The sequence below is a fragment of the Homoserinibacter sp. GY 40078 genome (genome assembly GCF_008017545.1).
GTDB lineage: Bacteria > Actinomycetota > Actinomycetes > Actinomycetales > Microbacteriaceae > Homoserinibacter.
Map to the genome: position 1 here is coordinate 195,197 of NZ_VRTZ01000001.1, position 19,773 is coordinate 214,969.

14 protein-coding genes are annotated in these 19,773 nt (G+C 69.5%); 6 read left to right on the plus strand and 8 right to left on the minus strand.

Annotated elements, in window-relative coordinates; translation table 11 throughout:
* Positions 1–13: 13 nt before the first annotated feature.
* The 5 genes from FVQ89_RS00950 to FVQ89_RS00970 form a co-directional block, all read right to left on the minus strand.
* Positions 14–865: a PHP domain-containing protein gene (locus FVQ89_RS00950; protein ID WP_147900066.1), complete on the minus strand. Its 852-nt coding sequence runs from the start codon at positions 863–865 to the stop codon at positions 14–16.
* A 3-nt stretch (positions 866–868) separates the two neighbouring features.
* Positions 869–1,918, minus strand: a complete 1,050-nt coding sequence (locus tag FVQ89_RS00955; RefSeq protein WP_147900067.1) for a LacI family DNA-binding transcriptional regulator — start codon at positions 1,916–1,918, stop codon at positions 869–871.
* Positions 1,919–1,950: 32 nt separating this feature from the next.
* Positions 1,951–2,832 carry a carbohydrate ABC transporter permease gene (locus FVQ89_RS00960; protein ID WP_147900068.1) on the minus strand — a complete coding sequence of 294 codons (882 nt, stop codon included), beginning with the start codon at positions 2,830–2,832 and terminating at the stop codon, positions 1,951–1,953.
* The gene (locus tag FVQ89_RS00965) at positions 2,829–3,734 is read right to left on the minus strand and encodes a carbohydrate ABC transporter permease (RefSeq protein ID WP_147900069.1); all 906 of its coding nucleotides are present in this window, start codon (positions 3,732–3,734) and stop codon (positions 2,829–2,831) included. Before FVQ89_RS00965 ends, FVQ89_RS00960 begins: the two co-directional genes overlap by 4 nt.
* Before the next feature lie 65 nt (positions 3,735–3,799).
* A complete protein-coding gene (locus tag FVQ89_RS00970) occupies positions 3,800–5,137 on the minus strand; it encodes an ABC transporter substrate-binding protein (RefSeq protein ID WP_147900070.1) in 1,338 nt (445 codons plus the stop codon).
* A 200-nt stretch (positions 5,138–5,337) separates the two neighbouring features.
* Between FVQ89_RS00970 and FVQ89_RS00975 the strand changes: the two genes are divergently transcribed.
* The 4 genes from FVQ89_RS00975 (at position 5,338) to FVQ89_RS00990 (ending at position 16,768) form a co-directional block, all read left to right on the plus strand.
* The gene (locus tag FVQ89_RS00975) at positions 5,338–7,182 is read left to right on the plus strand and encodes a hypothetical protein (protein ID WP_147900071.1); all 1,845 of its coding nucleotides are present in this window, start codon (positions 5,338–5,340) and stop codon (positions 7,180–7,182) included.
* Positions 7,179–8,891, plus strand: coding sequence for an amylo-alpha-1,6-glucosidase (locus FVQ89_RS00980; protein WP_147900072.1), 1,713 nt, complete (start codon positions 7,179–7,181; stop codon positions 8,889–8,891). The genes FVQ89_RS00975 and FVQ89_RS00980 overlap by 4 nt, the downstream gene beginning before the upstream one ends.
* Positions 8,888–10,642 (plus strand): beta-galactosidase family protein, encoded by a 1,755-nt coding sequence (locus FVQ89_RS00985; protein ID WP_147900073.1) that lies wholly within the window; start codon positions 8,888–8,890, stop codon positions 10,640–10,642. Before FVQ89_RS00980 ends, FVQ89_RS00985 begins: the two co-directional genes overlap by 4 nt.
* Positions 10,643–10,795: 153 nt before the next feature.
* Entirely contained in the window at positions 10,796–16,768 is a 5,973-nt protein-coding gene (locus FVQ89_RS00990; RefSeq protein ID WP_147900074.1) for a metallophosphoesterase, read from the plus strand.
* Positions 16,769–16,802: 34 nt separating this feature from the next.
* On the opposite strand, the gene FVQ89_RS00995 is transcribed toward FVQ89_RS00990, so the two are convergent.
* The 3 genes from FVQ89_RS00995 to FVQ89_RS01005 are packed head-to-tail and all read right to left on the minus strand — an operon-like array spanning position 16,803 to position 18,393.
* The gene (locus FVQ89_RS00995) at positions 16,803–17,069 is read right to left on the minus strand and encodes a DUF6510 family protein (protein WP_255513499.1); all 267 of its coding nucleotides are present in this window, start codon (positions 17,067–17,069) and stop codon (positions 16,803–16,805) included.
* Between the two features lie 2 nt (positions 17,070–17,071).
* The gene (locus FVQ89_RS01000; protein WP_255513330.1) at positions 17,072–17,806 is read right to left on the minus strand and encodes an FAD-binding oxidoreductase; all 735 of its coding nucleotides are present in this window, start codon (positions 17,804–17,806) and stop codon (positions 17,072–17,074) included.
* Complete coding sequence (locus tag FVQ89_RS01005) at positions 17,803–18,393, minus strand: molybdopterin-dependent oxidoreductase (protein ID WP_147900076.1); 591 nt, start codon at positions 18,391–18,393, stop codon at positions 17,803–17,805. Before FVQ89_RS01005 ends, FVQ89_RS01000 begins: the two co-directional genes overlap by 4 nt.
* 71 nt (positions 18,394–18,464) lie before the next feature.
* Here FVQ89_RS01005 and moaA point away from each other — a divergent pair, with 71 nt between their 5' ends.
* Both moaA and FVQ89_RS01015 read left to right on the plus strand, forming a co-directional pair.
* Positions 18,465–19,529: a GTP 3',8-cyclase MoaA gene (gene moaA, locus FVQ89_RS01010; RefSeq protein WP_147900077.1), complete on the plus strand. Its 1,065-nt coding sequence runs from the start codon at positions 18,465–18,467 to the stop codon at positions 19,527–19,529.
* Entirely contained in the window at positions 19,522–19,767 is a 246-nt protein-coding gene (locus FVQ89_RS01015; RefSeq protein ID WP_147900078.1) for a MoaD/ThiS family protein, read from the plus strand. The genes moaA and FVQ89_RS01015 overlap by 8 nt, the downstream gene beginning before the upstream one ends.
* The last annotated feature ends 6 nt before the right edge of the window (positions 19,768–19,773 follow it).

Here is a 19,773-nt window from a genome sequence, read left to right on the forward strand (position 1 = left end):
GCAGCGTCAGTGCTCACCGCGTCCACGGGTCCTCGGGACGCGAGCCTTCGGCGAAGCCGAACGACTCCACCATCGCCACAGCCTCCGGGAAGTTCGCCGCCAGCCGCTCCGGTTGGTGGGCGTCGCTGCCGAACGTCACCGCGCGGCCACCCTCTTCGGCCCACCACGACGGGATCCAGGGCCACAGCCTCCGCGTGTTCATCTCGAGCGCACGGCCGGACGCCGCGAGCGCACGCATCGCCCCGCGGAAGCCCTCCTCGAATCGGCGCGGATCGAACGGGCCGACCCGTTCCGCGGGCCACGATCGCACGGCGTAGTCGATATGGGTGAAGACGGCGAACGAGTCGGATCCCGCGACCATCCGCGGGATCTCCTCCAGATACGCCCACATCACCTCGTCCGCCTGGCGGTGCCGGTAGAGCGTCGTGGGCTCGGTGCGCGTGTCGCCGAAGGGCAGCATGTGCAGCGAGCCGTTCACGCGGTCGATGACGCCGCTCGACAGCAGCTCCGCGGCCTGCTCATCCCAGAGGTGCGGTTGCCCGTACTCGACCCCGGTGAGGATTCGCAGCTCGGGGAACGCGCTCCGGCACCTCTCGATCGCGTCGAGGTACCCCGCGACGTCGAACGGCGGAACCCGCACGAAGCCGTCCTGGTCGACGTGCTTCTGCGCGTACGGTCCCAGATCGCCGTCGTCCACTCGCCAGGTGTCCTCGAGATCCAGATGCTCGGTGAACACGAGCGCCGGGAGCCCGATGCGCATCGCCTGCTCGCAGGTGCGCACCATCGTGCCCGCCGCGTCCGGCAACGAACCGGCATCCCACGACCACTCGCTGTGCACGTGGGAGTCGGCGGGAAGACGGCTCATCGATCAGGTGGAGGGGCGCACGGGAGCGGTGGACCCGCGGAGGCGAATCTCGGGCTCGACGAGGATCTCAGCATCGGCCACTTCACGCTTGGCGATGAGAGAGGTGGTCAGGCGTCCGACGTGCTCGGCGATGCGCTCGACCGGCTGGCGCACGGTGGTTAGGGGCGGCGCCGTGTAGTCGAGCAGCGGTGAGTCGTCGTAGCCGATGATCGACACGTGACCGGGAACGGTCAGGCCCGCCCGCTCGACCGCCCGGTACGCCCCGAGAGCCATCTCGTCGCTGGAGGCCACCATCGCCGTCACGCCGGATGCGAGCAGCGTCGCGGCCGCCTGCTGGCCGCCCTCGATGTTGAAGTGATTCCTCACCACGAGGTCTTCGGCATCCACACCGCGCGCCTCGAGCGCCTCCACGAAGCCCTCCACACGCCGGTCGGCGGGGATGTTCCCGACGGGGCCGGCGAGCAGTCCGATGCGGCGGTGACCGAGGTCGTAGAGGTGCGCGACCGCCAGCTCGGCCGCCCGCCAGTCATCCGTCGACACCACCGGCGACTCCGCGTCGGGGAACCCTCCGTTGATGCTCACGTAGGGGATGCCGCGCGAGGCGATGAGCTGCACGACCCGGTGGTCGGCGTTCCGGATCGTGTTGCTCGAGGAGAGGAACACGATCGCGGCGACCCCCGAGTCCATGAGCGCTGTCACGTAGTCGCGCTCCTGCACCGTTCCGGGGTAGACGGGGCAGATGATCGTCTTCAGCCCGTACGGGCTCAGCACATTCTCGATCCGCTCGGCCTGGCGCGCGAAGATCGGGTTCGTGAGGTTGGGAGTGAGCAGCACGACGAGTTCGTTGCTCATCGGCCGCTCGTAACCGACCTTGCGCAGGGCGTCCTCGACCGCCTGCCGGGTCGCCGCCGAGACTCCGTACTTGCGGTTGAGCACGCGACTCACGGTCGCCTCGCTGACCTCCGCGATCTCCGCGATCTCCGCGAGGCTCGACGATCCCTGAGGCGCGCGCGTGCGGCGCTTCACCTCATCGCCGGGCTGATCTTGCGTCATCGTGCGTCTCTCCGAAGCAGACCCTACCCGCTCTACTGCTTGACCGACCCGGCCAGCAGACCTGCGACGAAGTGCCGCTGCAGGAAGAGGAACAGGATGAGCACCGGCGTGATCGAGACGAGCGTGCCGGTGAGGAGCGCGCCGTAGTCGGTGGAGCTGACCCCCTGCAGCGATGCGAGCGCGACGGGCACGGTGTATGCATCCTGGGTGCGGAGCACGACGAGCGGATAGACGAAGTCGTTCCATTGCCCGAGGAACAGGAAGATCGAGCACGCGGCGAGAGCCGGGCGCACGGTCGGCAGCACGATCTGCAGGAACGTGCGGAACTCTCCCGCGCCGTCGACGCGCGCCGCCTGGATGAGCTCGTCGGGAACCGACGACATCGACTGCCGCATGAGGAAGATGCCGAACGGCACCGCCAGGTTCGGCAGGATCAGGGACGGGTAGGTGTTGAGCCAGCCGAGCTCGACCATCATCTGGAAGAGCGGCACCAGCGTGACCTGCGACGGCAGGGCGAGCGAGGCGATGATGACGACGAAGATCACGTTCCGTCCGGGGAAGGTGAACTTGGCGAACGCGTAGCCGGCCGCCGAGCAGATGAACACCGCGATCACCGTCGTGACGGTCGCGACGACGAGCGAGTTGCGCAGCGCATCGCCGAATCCCCGGCTCTGGAACAGGGTCGTCAGGTTCTGCCAGAAGTAGTCGCCGAACCACACGTGCGGGGGCACCGTGAAGATCTCGCTCGTCGGATACGTGGTCGCCACGATCAGCCAGAGGAACGGGACGATCATTACGAGCGCGCCGAGCGCGACGAAGACGGTGAGGAACCCGCTGCGGGTCGCCTCACGACGACGGTGCTGCGAGGTGCGCCGGGCCGACGCGCGGCGGGGGGTCGTCAGCTGCGCGGTCATGATGCGCGCCTCCTCAGGATGAGCATCTGGATCACGGAGACGAGCGCGACGATGAGGGTCAGCGCGTAGCCGATCGCCGAGGCGTATCCGAAGTCGAAGTACTGGAAGGCGTTCTGGTACAGGTACATGCCGATCGTCAGCGTCGCGTTGTTGGGCCCGCCGTTCGTGAGCACGTACGGCTCGTCGAACAGCTGGAGCGTGCCGATCGTCGAGAGCACGATGGTGAGCACGAGCGCGGGACGCAGGCCCGGGAGGGTCACGTTGCGGAACTGCTGCCAGCGGCTCGCGCCGTCGACCGCGGCCGCCTCGTAGAGCTCCGTCGGGATCGCCTGCAGCTGCGCAAGGTAGATGACCGCGTTGTTGCCGACGTAGTGCCAGCTGAGCGCGAGCACGATCGCCATCTTCGCCCAGAACGGGTCGGCGAGCCACGGCACCTTCGGCAGGCCGATGCTCGAGAGCGCGAAGTTCACGAGGCCGTCGTCGTACTTCAACAGGGCGGAGAAGAGGATGCCGTACGCCACGAGCCCCATGACGATGGGGATGAAGTACGCGACCCGGAAGACGGTGCGTCCCCGCAGGAGCCGCGAGTTGAACGCGACCGCAAGGAACACGGCGGTGACGAGCATGATCGGCACCTGCACCACGAGGATCAGCACGGTGTTGCCGAGGGCGATCCGGAACAGCGGATCGGATGCGAGGCGGATGTAGTTGTCGAACCCCACGAAGAGCTGCTGGCCCGCCTCATTGGTGGTGAAGCTCAGGTAGAGCGCGTAGAGGACCGGGTACGCCTTGAACGACAGGAACAGCAGCAGGACGGGCGCGAGGAACGCGAACGGCGTCGCCCAGCGCGAGATCCTGCGTCGTCGCCGGGGCACGGCCGCGGGCCGGATGGTGGTGCTCATGATCTCCTCGTCATCGCCCGGATGCGGGCGCAGTCGTCGCTGCGCCCGCATCCGTGTCGTTGCGATCAGCTCGCGATGTCGCGGCCGGTCTGCTGCGCGAGCAGGTCGGCTGCCGCGTCGAGCGCCTCCTGCGGGTCGGCGCCGCTCAGCAGCACCTGGGTCTGCGCGTCGGTGTACGCCTTGAGCGCCTTCGCGTAGTCGGAGGTGTAGTAGTCCGGCGGGGTGTCCTCGCTGAGCGCCTCGACGAACAGCTGGTTCACGAGCTCACCGTCGAAGTAGTCGTTCGGTGCGGTGAACGCGTCGGTGCTCCACATCGGGCTGTAGCTCGGGAAGAGACCCGCACCCTCGTAGACGAGCTCCTGACCTTCGAGGGTCGCCATCGAGAACTTCACGAACTCCCACGCGGCGTCCTTGTGCGCGCTCGACTCGGCGATCGAGAGGAACGTGCCACCTGCCGAGGCCGCGGTGTAGCCACCCTCGACCATGGCCGGCGGACGACGCACGGCCCACTTGCCCGCGAGGTCGGGCGCGTTGTCGGGGAAGACCCCCGCCATCCACGACGCGGATGCGAGCAGGGCGACGTTCGCCTCGCCCTTCACCTGCGTCATGAGGTTGTCCCAGCCTCCGGGGATGTCGGCGACGATGCCGGCGTCGTTGGCCCGCTTCAGGAAGTCGAGAGCCGCGACGCTGCCGGTGTCGCTCAGGGCGATGTCGCCGTCCTTGTTGAAGAAGAAGGTGCCCTGCAGGCGCGCGAGGATCTGCCACAGGTTCGCGGAGTCGGACTCCGACGCGGCCTTGTCCATGGCGAACAGGTAGCTGCCCGTCTTCTCCTTGAGGGTGACGCCCGCATCGAGCAGCTGGTCCCAGGTGGCGATCGAGTCCATGTCGATGCCGGCCTCCTCGAAGAGGTCCTCACGGTAGAAGACCACGTTCGTGTTCACCTCGTAGGGGATGCCGTAGACGTTGCCCGAGGTGTCCTGCGCACTGCCCCACAGGGTGGCGGGGAAGTCGGACTCGAGGTCGTCCGCGCCCATCTCGCTGAGGTTCGCGAAACCGTCGGGGAAGGTCTCGATGTAGTTGCCCATGTAGTCGACGCCGATGTTCATGATGTCGGCGAGACCCGAGCCACCGGCGGCCATGCCGGTGGTGATCTTGTCCCAGATCGCCGGGTTGCCGACGTTCTCGACCTTGACGGTGATGTCGGGGTGGGCATCCTCGAAGGCCGGGATGGCGGCCTCGAGGCCCTGCCCGGGCTGGTCCCAGGTCCAGACGGTGATGGTCACGGGCCCGTCGTCGGATGATTCGGGGCTGCAGGCTGTCAGTGCTCCCGCGAAGACCGCTGCGCCGGCGACGACCGCGCCGATCCGGCGCGCGCGGCTGCGTGCTGTGTGAGGGTACGTCATCGTTCCCAGATCCTCTCTGATCTCTCCGGATCCGACCGTCGGCCGACCCAGAATACAGGTTACTCTTTGCTTGCAAAATGTCATTGCAAGTTTGCATACTGTAACCGAGGGGTCGGAGCGATGACAAGCACCGATCGCCACGTGATTCATGAGAGAACGGACGCAGAGCCGTTCCCGAGGTACAAGGAAGTAGCGCCCGCATGTCGGCACAGCCACCCCAGACCACCGCGCAGCTGAGCCCCACGGCGGAGGGTGCATGGAACGCACGCGCGCGTGGGACCGAGCCACTCGAGCTGCGGTTCCCGGAGGGGCGCGTCGTGATGCTCGACGGGTCCGCCGAGTGGTTCGTGCTGCCGAGCGACCCGACCCACACGGACCTCACCGGATCCGATCGCTGCTGGGTCCTCCCCACGGGAGCCGACGACCAGGCATGGCTCATCGAGACCGATGGGGTGCTCACGGCGCGCGTCGAGGCGGCGGGGTGGACGGTCATCGCCTCCGCCGAGGCGCGGATCACCGCGCACGCGAGGCGCCCCCACGCCGACCTCGACGGCGGTCGCTTCGCCTTCGACATCCCGGGGGGCGGCGCGCTCGCCGACGCGCTCGCCGGTTTCTACTGGGACACGATGGTGCCCTCGATCGTCGAGCGGACCACTGCCGCCGACTATGCCGACTCGTCGGGCTACGTCGTCAGCACCCTCGCCGACAAGTACCAAGGCACCTACCCGGACGTGGATCACGAGTTCCAGATCAAGGGGCGCCTCGCCGCCGGCTCCGCCGTCGATCGCGATGTCGTGCGACGCATGATCGAACTGCAGCTGCGCATGATGCGCGAAGACCCCGCCCAGCTCTGGCGTGACCCGTGCGCCGTGCAGCCCGACGGGGACCGCGAGTACCACGTGCGCCGCAACAGCGCCGACGGCACCGAGAACGCCGTCATGTTCCTCGTCACCGGCAACATCGAGGTGCTCGAGTCGATCTGGCTGTACGTCGCCGGCACGAGGGACCTCGGTTGGTTGCGCGACAACATCGACGACATCGAGGGCGCCGCGTCGGGTATCGAGCTGCACATCGACGGCCACGGGCGCCTCTGGGGCGACGTCTACTACGAGGACCAGGTGATCAAGGACGGCCGCGAGACGATGGCGCAGGCCCTCGCGATCCGCTCCTTCGAGCTCCTCGCCGAGCTCGAGCGGCTCATCGGCCGCGACCAGACCGCCGCGCGCTATCGGGCGCTCGCCGCGCAGATGTCGGCGTCCCTCGCGGAGCCCCTGCCGCACGGATGGTGGGACCCCGACGCGCAGCGCTACGTCGACTGGGTGGACCGCTCGGGCCGTGTGCACGACCACATCCACCTGCTCGCCAACATCCTCCCCGTGCTCGTGGGGGCAGCCACCGACGACCAGCGCGACGCCGTCGAGCGTCTCGTGCAGCGCGAGCTGCCGGAGTTCCAGCGCTTCCCGACGTTCCTCTCGGCGCGCATCGCCGACTACACCGACGCGGAGATCGGCGACGGCGGCCCGTACGACCTGTGCGCCGCGGGACGCTACTGGTGCTGGGACGCGGCCTTCTGGTCGTCGCGCGGAGACGGCCGGATGCTCGACGATCAGCTGCAGCGCGTGGCCGCCGAGGGCGCCACCGACGACTACGTCATGGGCGAGCGCTACGACATGCACCACGTGTACTACACAGACGGCCCGAACTGGCACGGAGCCGCCCACTACTACGAGTACCCGTGCGTCTTCACCTGGGTGCTGATGGCCGAGTACCTCGGGGTGCGCGCGAGCCTCGACGCCGACCTGCTCGTCGCCCCGCGGCTCGCCGAGCACGGTACGGTCCTGCTCGAGCAGCAGGCATACCAGCTGCGCTACACCTCGGCGCCGGGGTCGTTCACCCTCGAGAACCTAGCCGACACGGCGCGCTCCTTCCGCCTGGACGTTTCGAGCCTCGCCCCCGGCGCGCGCGTCGTCGACGGCGCCACGGATGGCATCGTGCGGCTCGCCGCCGGCGAGAGCATCACCCTCGCCGTCGAGGGCGCCGCATGACCGCCCTCGACATCGACCTGCGGCGCACCCCGTTCAGCCGTCGCGGCTCGTACCTCGCGGTCTCGCGTCTCGGTGACGGCGCCTACCTGCGCACCGTCCACGGCGACGCCGCCCGACGCGAACTCGTGCAGCTCACGGTCGGCGGCACAGCCACCCCGACGATCGCGTCGACCCCCGGGCGGCTGACGCTCGGCGCGGACGGCGCGCGCCTCGAACTGGCGCTCGCCGGCCAGGGACGCGCCGCTATCCGGGTGAGCGGTGGCGAGGCGACGCTCGAGTTCCAGGTGTCGTCGCAGTACGACGTCGTGCTCGAGGAGCGCCCCGGTTCGTGGGTCTTCGTCGCGAGCGGAGCACGACGCAACTACCGCATCGTCGCGAGCGGGGCGCCCGGCGCGGTCCGGCTCGAGGCCGGGTGGGACGGGCTCAAGGACAGCTCCGCGCGCCTGATCGTCGACGCGTCGGCCTCTCCGGTCGCCCTGACGATCGACGAGTACACGACCACCCCACCCCCCGTCGAGGAGGCGAACGTCGACGTGTTCGCCCGCGAGAGCGACGCCGAGTTCGCGGCCTGGGCCGCCGTCCACGTGCCCGAGCGTGTCGACGATGCGCGCGAGCCGGGAGCCCGCCTCGCCGCCTACGTCGCCTGGGCGGCGCTCGTGCCCGCAGGCGGGGCGCTCCGCCGCGAGACGATGCTCATGTCGAAGAACCACATGAACAACGTGTGGGCGTGGGACCACTGCTTCAACGCGATCGCGCTGTGGCACGACCCGGCGGCCGCCGCCGATCAGCTGCTCACGCTCTTCGACCACCAGGACCCGAGCGGAGGCATCCCGGACTTCGTGAACGACGCGGGCGCGCAGCCGAACTTCGTGAAGCCGCCGGTGCACGGCTGGGCCGTGGCGTATCTCATGGACCGCGACGGCCTGAGCGACGAGGCGCTGAGCGAGCTCTACCCGGCGATCTCGCGCTGGACGGACTGGTGGTTCGCGGCACGCGACTACCGAGGCGACGGGATCCCGTCGTACAACCACGGCAACGACTCCGGGTGGGACAACTCGACGGTGTTCGCGACCGGCGTGCCCGTGCAGAGCCCCGACCTGCTCGCCTTCCTCGCAACGCAGATGGATGCCCTCGCGCGGATGGCTGAGCGGCTCGGCCTCCCCGCGGGGGCGCAGCACTGGAGGGGACGCGCCGACGACACGATCGAGCTGCTCATCCGCACGTTCTGGCGCGGCGACCGATTCGTGGCGCGGAGCACCCGAACGGGAGACGACATCGCCTCCGACAGCCTGCTGACCCTCATGCCGCTGACGCTCGGCGACCGCCTCCCCTCCGAGGTGTTCGCGAGCATGGTCGACCGGCTGCTGACGGGCGACTACCTCACCGAGCGGGGCATCGCGACCGAGCCCACGACGAGTCCGTACTACGAGGCGGACGGGTACTGGCGCGGGCCGGTATGGGCGCCGACCATGATGCTGCTCATCGACGGGCTGCGCCGCGGCGGCCGAACCGAGCTCGCAGCCGAACTCGGCGAGCGCTTCCTCGACACCTGCGCGATGAGCGGGATGGCCGAGAATTTCGACGCGGTGACCGGCGAAGGGCTCCGCGATCTGAGCATGACCTGGACCGCGTCGGTGTATCTCGCGCTGCTCGACCCGCACACGGCGAGCACCGCCGCCCGCGCCGTGCAGGGGACCGGCGTCGCATGAGCCACTTCGAGATCGGCGAGCACGACTTCCTGCTCGATGGCGAGCCGTTCCGCGTGCTGTCGGGCGCGATCCACTACTTCCGCGTGCATCCGGATCACTGGGCCGACCGCATCCGCAAGGCGCGCCTCATGGGGCTCAACACGATCGAGACCTACGTGGCGTGGAACCTGCACTCCCCCGAACCCGGCAGCTGGGACACCTCCGGCCGCCTCGACCTCGCCCGCTTCCTGCGGACGGTCGCGGATGAAGGCATGTACGCCATCGTGCGACCGGGTCCGTACATCTGCGCCGAGTTCGACAACGGCGGACTCCCGACCTGGCTGTTCACCGATCCGGGGGTCGGAGTGCGGCGTGGCGAGCAGCGCTACCTCGATGCGGTCGGTACCTACCTCGACCGGGTCGACGAGATCGTGCGACCGCTGCAGATCGACCAGGGTGGCCCGGTAATCCTCATGCAGGTCGAGAACGAGTACGGCGCCTACGGCGACGACGGCGACTACCTGCGGTTCCTGATGGACCGGATGCGGGCGGGTGGCATCGAGGTGCCCCTCACGACCGTCGACCAGCCCCGCGACCTGGCGAAAGGGTCGATCCCCGAGCTGCACATGACCGCCTCGTTCGGCTCGCGCTCGCGGGAACGGATGGCGACCCTTCGGGCGCACCAGACCACCGGACCCCTTATGTCGTCCGAGTACTGGGACGGCTGGTTCGACTCGTGGGGCGACTACCACCACACGACCTCGGCCGCCGATTCGGCCGCCGACCTCGACGAGCTGCTCTCGCTCGGAGCGTCCGTGAACCTCTACATGTTCCACGGCGGCACGAACTTCGGCCTCACGAGCGGAGCGAACGACCGCGGGGTCTTCAAGCCGATCGTCACGAGCTACGACTACGACGCGCCCCTGGACGAGGCGGGACGGCCGACGGAGAAGTACTGGGCGTATCGGGCCGTGCTCGCGAAGCACGGCGAGGTACCCGACGAGGTGCCGGAGGACGCCGATCCGGCGCCCGTGGACGAGGTGCCGCTCACCGGGCGCCTGCGGTTCCTCGATGCAGTGGATGCGCAGCCCGCGTACGCGACGCGCGCCCTGCCGAGCTTCGGCGAGCTGCGTCACGACGCCGCGATCCTCGTGCACTCGACGCGACTGACCCTGCCCGAGGGGGGCATCCTCACCGTGGGCGAGGTGCGCGATCGAGTGCAGATCATCGTCGACGGGCAGTGCGTCGGCGTGCTCTCACGCGAGTGGGCGCAGACGACGTGGGCCCTGCCACCCGTCGAGCGCGAGCTCGTTCTCGTGGTGGAGAGCATGGGCCGCGTCAACTACGGTCCCCGGATCGGCGAGGACAAGGGCCTCATCGGAGGCGTGCGCATCGACGGCGTCGCCGTGGAAGGCTGGTCGACCCGGGCGCTCTCGGAGACCGACCTGGGCAGGGTGGCCCGCTCCGCGGCGCAAGGCACGGCGGCCGCGGGGGGCGCGATCGCAGGTCTGACTCTCGCCCATGCGCGCTTCGAGGTGGACGCGATCTCCGACCGCTTCCTCGACACGACCGGATGGGGCAAGGGCATCGCCTGGGTGAACGGCTTCTGCCTCGGCCGGTACTGGTCGCGCCCTCCGCAGCGGACGCTCTACGTGCCCGGGCCCGTGCTGCACGCAGGCACGAACGAGCTGACCATCCTCGAGCTGGACGGCGCCCCCGTCCCCGTCGTGCGCTTCGTGGCCGACGCCGACCTCGGCCCCCTCGAAACCTGAGCGTTCCCGCGCTGCGCACCGACAGTTAACCGGGGCGTCCGGGGGCGTCCAGACGATCACCCCCAACGGGTCACCGGCGGCGGCTTGCCTCAGTCGGCCGACGTTGAGATTCGCTCGCGACGGCACGACCACCCCTGCCTGCGAGGAACCCCCATGCCTTCCGCCCCTGCGCGCCTACGTTCACTGCTGCCCTCCTTCATCGGGCGCCGTCCCCGGGCTGCGGCCGCCGCGGGGCTCGCCCTCCTCCTCGTGGCGGGCGTCTCGGCTCCGCCTGCGCTCGCCGCCACCACCGACGCGGGAATCACGCTCTCCGTCGACAACGGCCAGCTCCTGGTGGGCACCGTCGACCTGACGGCCACCGACTCCCGCTCGGGTGCGCCGCTCACGATCAGCATCGACGGAGTCGAGCGCGACGCGGTCGCCGCGCCGATCGCGAACCTCGTCTTCCAGGCGCACGGGTGGGAGTCGAACACACTCAACACCTGGGTGATCAACGGCTCGAAGACCATCACGCCGCTCACCCGCTACTGGGATTGGGCGTCGGCGACCTGGTCCATCCCGGCGGGCGCACTCGTCGCGGGCACCAACACGATCGAGCTGCGCACCGGCAGCACGACGATGGTCCACGACCCGGCCGCGGGCGCCAACGACGACTTCCGCGTGAGGAACGTGGGAGTGAAGTTCCCCGACGGGACCACGATCACCGACCCGGCCTACGGCACCAACGTCGCCGTGGACATGGGCGACAGCAGCTCGGTCGCCAAGCTCAGCAACACCTGGACGTTCCAGATCCCCGAGAGCCGGGTGGTCGCGAAGTCGAGCTACTCCTGGAACACCGACCAGGCGGATGCCGGCGAGCACGTCATCACCGCGACCTCGGCCGACGGCACCCGTTCCGTGAGCACCACCGTTCGCGTTGGGTCATGGGCACCGGCCCCCGAGCGGGTCGTGCTGACCCCCGCGGCCGACGCGTCCACGGCGCAGTCGATCACCTGGCGCACCGGATCCGCGACGACTGCGGGCGAGGTGCACATCCGCGAGGCCGGATCGGAGGGCGACTGGCGCGTCGTCGACGCCTACGCCAACGCGCCGATCTCGAGCGGAGGCGTCGCGACCCGCACGCACTCCGCGACCGTGACCGACCTCACGCCCGACACACGCTACGAGTACTACGTGGGCTCCGATGACGGCCAGAGCAGCACCTACGAGTTCCGCACCGCGGGCGACGCCGACGACCCGTTCACGTTCATCTACTTCGGCGACGCGCAGAACGAGCTGACCGAGAAGTGGGCGCCGGTGGTCGACGCCGCCTACGCGAAGTACCCCGACGCGATCGGCACCGTCAACGCGGGCGACCTCATCGACGCATCCCGCAACGACAGCGAGTGGACCGAGTGGTTCGACGCGATGGACGGCCGCACCCAGACCGGCAACGTCATCGCCGCGCCGGGCAACCACGAGTACGTCGGCGACACCTTCCTCACGAAGTGGAAGTCGAACTTCGAGTACCCGCTGAACGGGCCCACCCCGGATGACGCCGAGGCCGCGAGCGAGGCGGAGATCCAGAAGGCGGCCTACGAGGAGCAGATCGCGGAGTCGCTGCGCGAGACGGTGTACTACACCGACTACCAGGGTGTGCGATTCATCGCGCTCAACGCCTCGCGCAACGAAGCCGCCGACCTCTACACGCCCGACGACCTCCCGCCGTGCTCGACCGACTGCCCCGACCCGAAGCAGCTGTGGATGCAGATGCAGGCCGAGTGGCTCGACCACATCCTCGAGACGAACCCGAACCGCTGGGCGGTCGCCGTGTTCCACCAGCCGGTGTTCTCCACCGCCGTGGGCCGCGACGAGGCCGACCTCCGTGCGGCGTGGCTCCCGGTCTTCCAGAGCCGCGACATCGACCTCGTGCTCATGGGCCACGACCATAGCTACGCCCGCGGGTTCGTCGACTCCGACGCGACGTCCACCCCCGGCGTGACCACCGGACCCGTCTACGCCGTCTCGATGTCCGGGCCGAAGTACTACGAGGTCCAGCCCGCCGACGACAACGTGTGGACGCAGAACGGCGCGACCCAGGTGACCGCCGCAGCGCACACCTCGACCTTCCAGGGCATCACCGTCGACGGCAACACGCTGCGCTACGAGTCGATCGTGGCGGCGAAGGACGACCAGTCGACGACCGACGTCGCGGTCGGCGGAACCCTCGACGCCTTCACGATCACGAAGTACGACAGCGGCTGGAAGTTCGTAACCGAGGACGGCGTGGCCATCCCGGCCGACCCCGGGACCGCGCCGGAGGAGCCGGAGGACTCGGGGATCACGTTCTCGATCCCGAACGGCAGCACGCTCTCCGGCACCCGCACGATCACCGCTACCGACGCACGCGCGGACCAGCCCGTCACCATCTCGGTCGACGGCGAGGAGCAGGAGGTCGCACCGACCGCCCGCACCTACATCGCCTTCGAAGCGCACGGCTACCTGGCGACCACCAAGAACACGATCGTGATCAACGACAACTGGAAGATCGTCCCCGCGACGGCGTACAACAACTACGCCACGGGACGGTTCCTCGTACCCGCGGCCGCGCTCCACCCCGGAGCGAACAAGATCCAGTTCTACACCGGCAGTACCGACATGATGAACGACCCCGCGACCGACGGACGCAACGACGACTTCAACATCCGGAACCTCCGCCTGGAGTACTTCGACGGCACCACCGGAACGGATCCGCGCATGTCGCCGACGGCGATCGCCAACATCGGCGACAACGGCACGAACGTGCGCAGCTGGACGTGGGACGTGGAGATCCCCTCCGAGAACCTGAAGTCGGGCAGCTCGACCTTCACCTGGGACACCACGACGGCCGAGTACGGCACGCACGAGCTGACCGCCACCTCGGCCGACGGGTCGCGCAGCACCAGCATCTCGGTGTTCGTCGACAACCACGAGCCCGTGCAGCTCGACCTCGCGGACGGCAGCCTCGTCAACGGGGTGCGGCAGCTCACTGTCACCACCGACGTGGCCCCGAGCCTCACCGTCGACGGTCAGGAGCTGACCCTCGAGCGGCGACACCGTGTGGTCGACCCGGTCTTCACCTTCGAGGGCGACGGATTCCAGCCCGACGCGATGATGAACAGCATCTGGGTCAACGGTCGGCTCTACCGCGTGCTCGGGGTTCCCGAGGCCGCCCACGGATGGAAGACGGTGCGGGTGACGATCCCCTGGGACGAGCTCCAGTCGGGCACCAACGTGATCCGCATCCGCGCCGGCGCGAACCTCAGCGTCGACGGATCGCCTGTCGACGTGTTCTCGACGCGCAACTCGCGACTCGAGTTCGGTGGCGGTCGCGCGCTCACGGATACCGCCCATTCGGCCACCGAGAGCCTCAGCTACTCGAACACGACCAAGTACCGCGACTTCACCTTCACGATCCCGGAGGAGTGGGAGTACGTGTACCAGCACGACTGGGACACGACCGTGCTCGACGACGGCCTGCACACGGTGGTCGCGTCGCGCGACGACGGATACAGCACGGATTCGGCGACGGTCACCCTCGACAACTCCGGGCCGGCGATTCAGCTCGGCGCACCGCTCGAGGGCGCGGACTACGCGAAGTCGTCGTTCGTGGTCGACGCCACGGCCTCCGACTCGCACGACGTGGCCGAGACCTCCTTCGCGATCGACGGCGAGCCGGTCGAGAACGGGCAGCGCGTGACCGCCGATGACCTGCGTGACGGCGCCCACACCTTCACCGCCACCGCGGTCGACTCGCTCGGGAACGCCTCCACACGCACGGTGACGTTCACCACGACGGGCAACTACCCACTCCTGCCGACGGGCCCCTCGCCTGTGGCGGGCGCGCTCGACCAGAGCCCCGCCGACACGGTGCTGAGCGCCACGGTCGCCGACCCGAGCTCCGACTCGCTCGACGTATCGATGCGCTGGGGCTACCGGGGCGACTTCGCCTCCGGCGCCATCGGGGCCACGCAGGGCTCTTCGCTCACGGCGGTGCCTTCCCTCTCCGCGGGATCCGAACTGGACGCGGACGACACCGCCTCGCTCGCAGTGCGGGACGGCGACGAGGTGACGACCACCGGAGACGCGGCGTACCCGTTCCAGCAGTACGAGATCGCGGTGCCGGATGACCTCGACACGGAGGTCTTCACCGCGGAGTGGTCGGGATCGGTCCCCGCGACCGAGCGCGCCGCCCTCTCGGTGTGGAACCACCGGACGCAGTCGTGGCAGCTGGTCGACTCCGGCACGGGCGCGGATCTGACGCTCTCGGGCGACGTGTCGATCGCCGACGCCGTGCGCGACGGCACCGCACAGCTCCTCGTGCAGGACGTGGCCGCCACGGTCATCGCCGAGGACGACGACGCCGCGGTCTGGGCGTGGATCAGCGACACGCAGTTCTACGCCCAGGACGGCTCGCCCACCTACGAGAAGCAGGTGAAGTGGGTGCTCGATCACCGCGAGTCCGACGGCATCGGATACGGCGTGCACACCGGCGACATCGTCAACAACCGCCTGCTGTCGGAATGGGAGTTCGCCTCCGCCCAGCAGAAGCTGTGGGATGACGCCGGATTCCCCTACGGAATCCTCCCCGGCAACCACGACGTGGACGCCGACGGCGGATACGCGAACTACAAGAGCTTCTTCGGTGAGGACCGCTACGCCGACAAGCCCTGGTATGGCGGCGGATACGACGACAACGTGCAGCACTTCGACGTCCTCTCGACCCCCGCAGCCGACTACCTCGTCGTGTACCTCGACTGGCTGCTCGACGAGGCGGACATCGACTGGGCGAACGACGTCATCCGCTCGCACCCGGACGACAACGTCATCGTGGTCACGCACCAGTACCTCGCGGACGGCGGCGGCTACACCTACCCCGGACCGGTGATCTTCGACCGGATCGTGGCACCCAACCCGAACGTCGATGCCGTGCTGAGCGGCCACGTCGATGTCGAGCTGAACGTCAAGCAGGTCAACGGCCGTCAGGTGATCGAGGTGATGGCCGACTACCAGTCGGCTCCGAACGGTGGTGACGGCTGGATGCGCACCATCACGTTCGACGCGGAGCACCAGACGTTCAGCAACCGCACGTTCTCGCCGACGCGGTCCGGTAGCTACTGGAAGGACGACGCGATCGAGAACTTCACGCTCCCGATGACGCTGGAAGCACCCGAGCGCTGGGTGTCGACCGACTACGTCGGGGTGTCCGCCCGCGGAGGCGAGGTCATCGCGTCGTTCGACGACGTGCAATCCGGCACGCGCGTGTCGGCACCGGCCGGAGAGCTCACCCCGGAGGTGCGGTCCAGTTGGTACGTCAGCGCGACCGACTCGGACGGGTTCACCACGACCTCCGAGCTGTGGGACTTCACCACCGGTGAGGCCGAGGAGCCGGAGGAGCCCGAGGACCCCGACACGGCAGCTCCCGTGCTGACGGTGCCCGACGCGTCCGTGATCTTCGTCGGCTCCGCGTTCGACGCACTCGCCGGGGTCTCGGCACGCGATGCGGTCGACGGCGACGTCACCTCGAAGATCCAGGTGACCGGCGCCGACGAGCTCGGCACTGTCGGGCGCCACGTGCTGCGCTACTCGGTGACCGACGAGGCCGGGAACGAGGCGCACGCCGAACGCGTCGTCACGGTCGTGCCCGTGTCACTCGAGGACGTCCTCGACCCGGAGACCGAGACGCTCGACATCCGTGGCGTCGGCGGCGACCACCGCTCGATCAGCGCCACCGTGCCGGAGGACCTCGCCGGTGTGGAGCTGAACTGGGTGGTCTACTCGGCACCCCAGGTGATCGGAGCGAAGGCGTCCGCACCCGGCGGCGCGATCTCCCTCGTCTTCCCGACGGCTCTCCCCGCAGGCGAGCACCACCTCGTCGGGTACGACGACGACGGTCAGGTCGCCACCTGGGCCGCGTTCCAGGTCGCGGCCGCACCGGCCGACCCGGGCGACGACGGGGAGGGCACCGGCACCGGCGGAGACGGCACCGGCGGGGTCATCGCCGCGACCGGCGCGGAGGTCACCGGGCTCGCCGTGGTGGCGATCCTGCTGCTGATCGTGGGCGGCATCGCCGTCGCACGTCGCCGCCGCGGCACGCAGGAGGGCTGAGCGCCTGGCGGTCGGCCCCGAGCGGGCCGGCCGCCTACGCTCCGCCGCCGGCGACCGGCATGTCGAGCGACGAGACCCCCGCCATCGACATGCGCACGTGACCCTCGGTCTCGATGAGCACCGCCAGCACCGCGTCGCAGTGCACGCATCGCAGCACCCAGCCCATCGCCGAGACGTAGGCCGACGCCGATGCCACGGCCTGACGCGCCCCGCAACTTCCGCACGACGCCTCGGCCGAGGTGACGTCGCGACCGAAGGCATCCGCGAGGGCGCCGGCGACAGCGTTTCCGTCGAGGTGCATGGTCACCCCCCTCCGAACCTCTCGGTGAGAACGGCACGCGGGTCGTGCCCGAGCTCCGTCAGCCAGCCGGCGACGGTCTCGACGAACGGCGTCGGCCCGCACACGTAGACGATGGGCCGGACCTCCGCGGGCCACGCCGCCGCCTCGAGCACCTCGCGGGTGATGCGCCCGGGCGGCACGGCCCACCCCGCAGGCGTCTGCCGGGTGTAGACGTAGTCGAGCTGCAAGCTGCCGTGCGCGGCGAACCCCTCGAGGTCGGATGCGAAGAAGCGGTCGGCCGGAGTGCGCACGGAGTACAGCATCCGGAACCCGGAGGCGTCACCCGCGAGAGCGTGGGCCTCGGCCATCGCGAAGAGCGGCACGACCCCCGATCCACCGGCGATCAGCTGCACGGGCCGCTCCTCGGAGTCGGGCGACCAGATGAAGTACGAGCCGAGAGGTCCGTGCACCTCGAGCATGTCGTCGACGAGCAGATCCTCGACGAGGAAGGGCGAGACCTCGCCATTCGGCACCTCGTCGACCGCGAGGACGACGCGGGTCCCTTCGCCCGACGACGCGATCGAGTACGAACGACTCGCCTGGTAGCCATCGGGGGCGGTGAGGCGGATGTCGAGGTGGGCCCCCGGATCATTGCCCGGCCAGGTCGGCACCTCCAGCTCGATGCGCCGCGCCGACGCCGTCTCGGGGTGCAACGCCGTCACCTTCGCCGCATGCCATCCGGTGGGGCGTCGGGTCACCAGTAGCGCTCCTCCTGCCACGGGTCGCCGTGCAGGTGGTAGCCGTTCTGCTCCCAGAATCCGGGGTCGTCGCTCGGCATCGTGACGAGGCCGCGGATCCACTTGGCGCTCTTCCAGAAGTACAGATGCGGCACGAGCAGCCGGGCGGGGCCGCCGTGCTCGGGGCTCAGCGGCTCGCCGTCCGCCTCGATCGCGATCCACGCCTGCCCGTCGAGCAGCTCGTCGAGCGGAACGTTCGTCGTGTAGCCGCCGTAGCTATGCGCCATCACGTAGTCGTGGGTCGTCTCGACGTTCTCGAACACCTTGTCGAGCGGCACGCCCCGCCAGGGCATCTCGAGCTTCGACCAGTGCGTGACGCAGTGGATGTCGACGGTGACGTCCTCAACGCCGAGCGCCTGCATCTCGTCCCACGTCCAGGTGTGCCGCCCGTTCTCGGTGACCACCACGAACTCCCAGTCCGCCGTGTCGATGTCGGGCGTCGGACCCGCCGAGAGCACCGGCCAGTCCTCGACGAGAGTCTGCCCGGGAGGGAGCCGCGGGTCCCGCTCGCGACCACGGCCGGTGAATCCTCGCGTGATGAACGACATGGCATCACCCTCTCGTCGAAGCTCACGATATCGACGGCGACGCCCCGCTGTCACGCCCTAGGCTGGCGAGCATGACGCGCGTGGCGCTCGGGCTCCCGGAGATGCGCCGATCCGCTGCGTCGCCGTCCGTCGAGGGTCGTCCCCGCACCGACGAGCTGATCGATCGCTTCGGCCGCGTGGCGCGCGACCTCAGGGTGTCGATCACGGAGCGCTGCTCGCTGCGCTGCACCTACTGCATGCCTGCCGAGGGGCTGCCGGTCATCCCCCGACCCGAGCTGCTTGGCGCCGGCGAGATCGCGCGACTCGTGGGCATCGGGGCCCGGATGCTCGGCATCCGCGAGGTGCGCTTCACAGGGGGCGAGCCACTCACCCGGGGTGATCTCGTCGAGATCGTGGCACGCTCACGTGCGGCAGCTCCCGAGGTCCCGCTCGCGATGACGACCAACGGCATCGGCCTCGACCGCCGCGCCACCGCCCTCCGGGATGCCGGACTCGGCCGGGTGAACGTGTCGCTCGACACCGTCGACCGTGCCCACTTCACGAGCCTCACCCGACGCGATCGGCTGCCCGCCGTCATCGCGGGGATCGATGCGGCGCTCGACGCCGGTCTCGGGCCGGTGAAGCTTAACGCCGTGCTCATGCGCGAGACCCTCGACGACGCATCCGAGCTGCTCGCGTTCGCCGTGGCGCGCGGGCTTCGGCTGCGCTTCATCGAGCAGATGCCACTGGATGCCGATGGCGAATGGGCGCGGACGACCATGGTCACCGCCGACGAGCTGCTGCTGCGGCTCTCGGAGCGCTTCCGTCTCGAGCCGATCGGCCGCGAGGATCCGTCCGCGCCCGCCGAGGAGTGGCTCGTGGATGGCGGGCCCGCGACGGTCGGGGTGATCGCGTCGGTGACGCGCGACTTCTGCGAGGCGTGCGACCGCACCCGCATCACGGCGGAGGGGACCGTGCGCTCGTGCCTGTTCGGCGACGACGAGACCGACCTGCGCGGGATGCTGCGCGGAGGTGCCGACGACCACGAGATCGCCGACCGGTGGCGCGCTGCCATGTGGGGCAAGCGCGCGGGGCACGGCATCGACGACGCCTCGTTCGTGCGACCGGAGCGCTCGATGGGGGCGATCGGTGGCTGAGGTCGAGCTGCGCTACTTCGCCGCCGCGGCCGAGGCCGCCGGACGCGACACCGAACGGGTGGAGACGGATGCCGCAACGGTCGGCGCGCTCGCGACGCTCGTCGCCGAGCGCTACGGCCCCGCGATGGCGCGCATCATCGAGAAAGGGTCGCTGCTGTCGGACGGCATCGTCGTGCGCGACACCGGCCGGCCGCTCGGCGCGCGACTCGACGTGCTGCCGCCGTTCACCGGCGGGTAGCAGCCG

Coding starts and splice junctions, on each gene's coding strand:
- FVQ89_RS00990 (WP_147900074.1), top strand. CDS start 10,796: ATGCCTTCCGCCCCTGCGCGCCTACGTTCACTGCTGCCCTCCTTCATC.
- FVQ89_RS00950 (WP_147900066.1), bottom strand. CDS start 865: ATGAGCCGTCTTCCCGCCGACTCCCACGTGCACAGCGAGTGGTCGTGG.
- FVQ89_RS00995 (WP_255513499.1), bottom strand. CDS start 17,069: ATGCACCTCGACGGAAACGCTGTCGCCGGCGCCCTCGCGGATGCCTTC.
- FVQ89_RS00965 (WP_147900069.1), bottom strand. CDS start 3,734: ATGAGCACCACCATCCGGCCCGCGGCCGTGCCCCGGCGACGACGCAGG.
- FVQ89_RS01005 (WP_147900076.1), bottom strand. CDS start 18,393: ATGTCGTTCATCACGCGAGGATTCACCGGCCGTGGTCGCGAGCGGGAC.
- FVQ89_RS00975 (WP_147900071.1), top strand. CDS start 5,338: ATGTCGGCACAGCCACCCCAGACCACCGCGCAGCTGAGCCCCACGGCG.
- FVQ89_RS00970 (WP_147900070.1), bottom strand. CDS start 5,137: ATGACGTACCCTCACACAGCACGCAGCCGCGCGCGCCGGATCGGCGCG.
- moaA (WP_147900077.1), top strand. CDS start 18,465: ATGACGCGCGTGGCGCTCGGGCTCCCGGAGATGCGCCGATCCGCTGCG.
- FVQ89_RS00985 (WP_147900073.1), top strand. CDS start 8,888: ATGAGCCACTTCGAGATCGGCGAGCACGACTTCCTGCTCGATGGCGAG.
- FVQ89_RS00955 (WP_147900067.1), bottom strand. CDS start 1,918: ATGACGCAAGATCAGCCCGGCGATGAGGTGAAGCGCCGCACGCGCGCG.
- FVQ89_RS00960 (WP_147900068.1), bottom strand. CDS start 2,832: ATGACCGCGCAGCTGACGACCCCCCGCCGCGCGTCGGCCCGGCGCACC.
- FVQ89_RS00980 (WP_147900072.1), top strand. CDS start 7,179: ATGACCGCCCTCGACATCGACCTGCGGCGCACCCCGTTCAGCCGTCGC.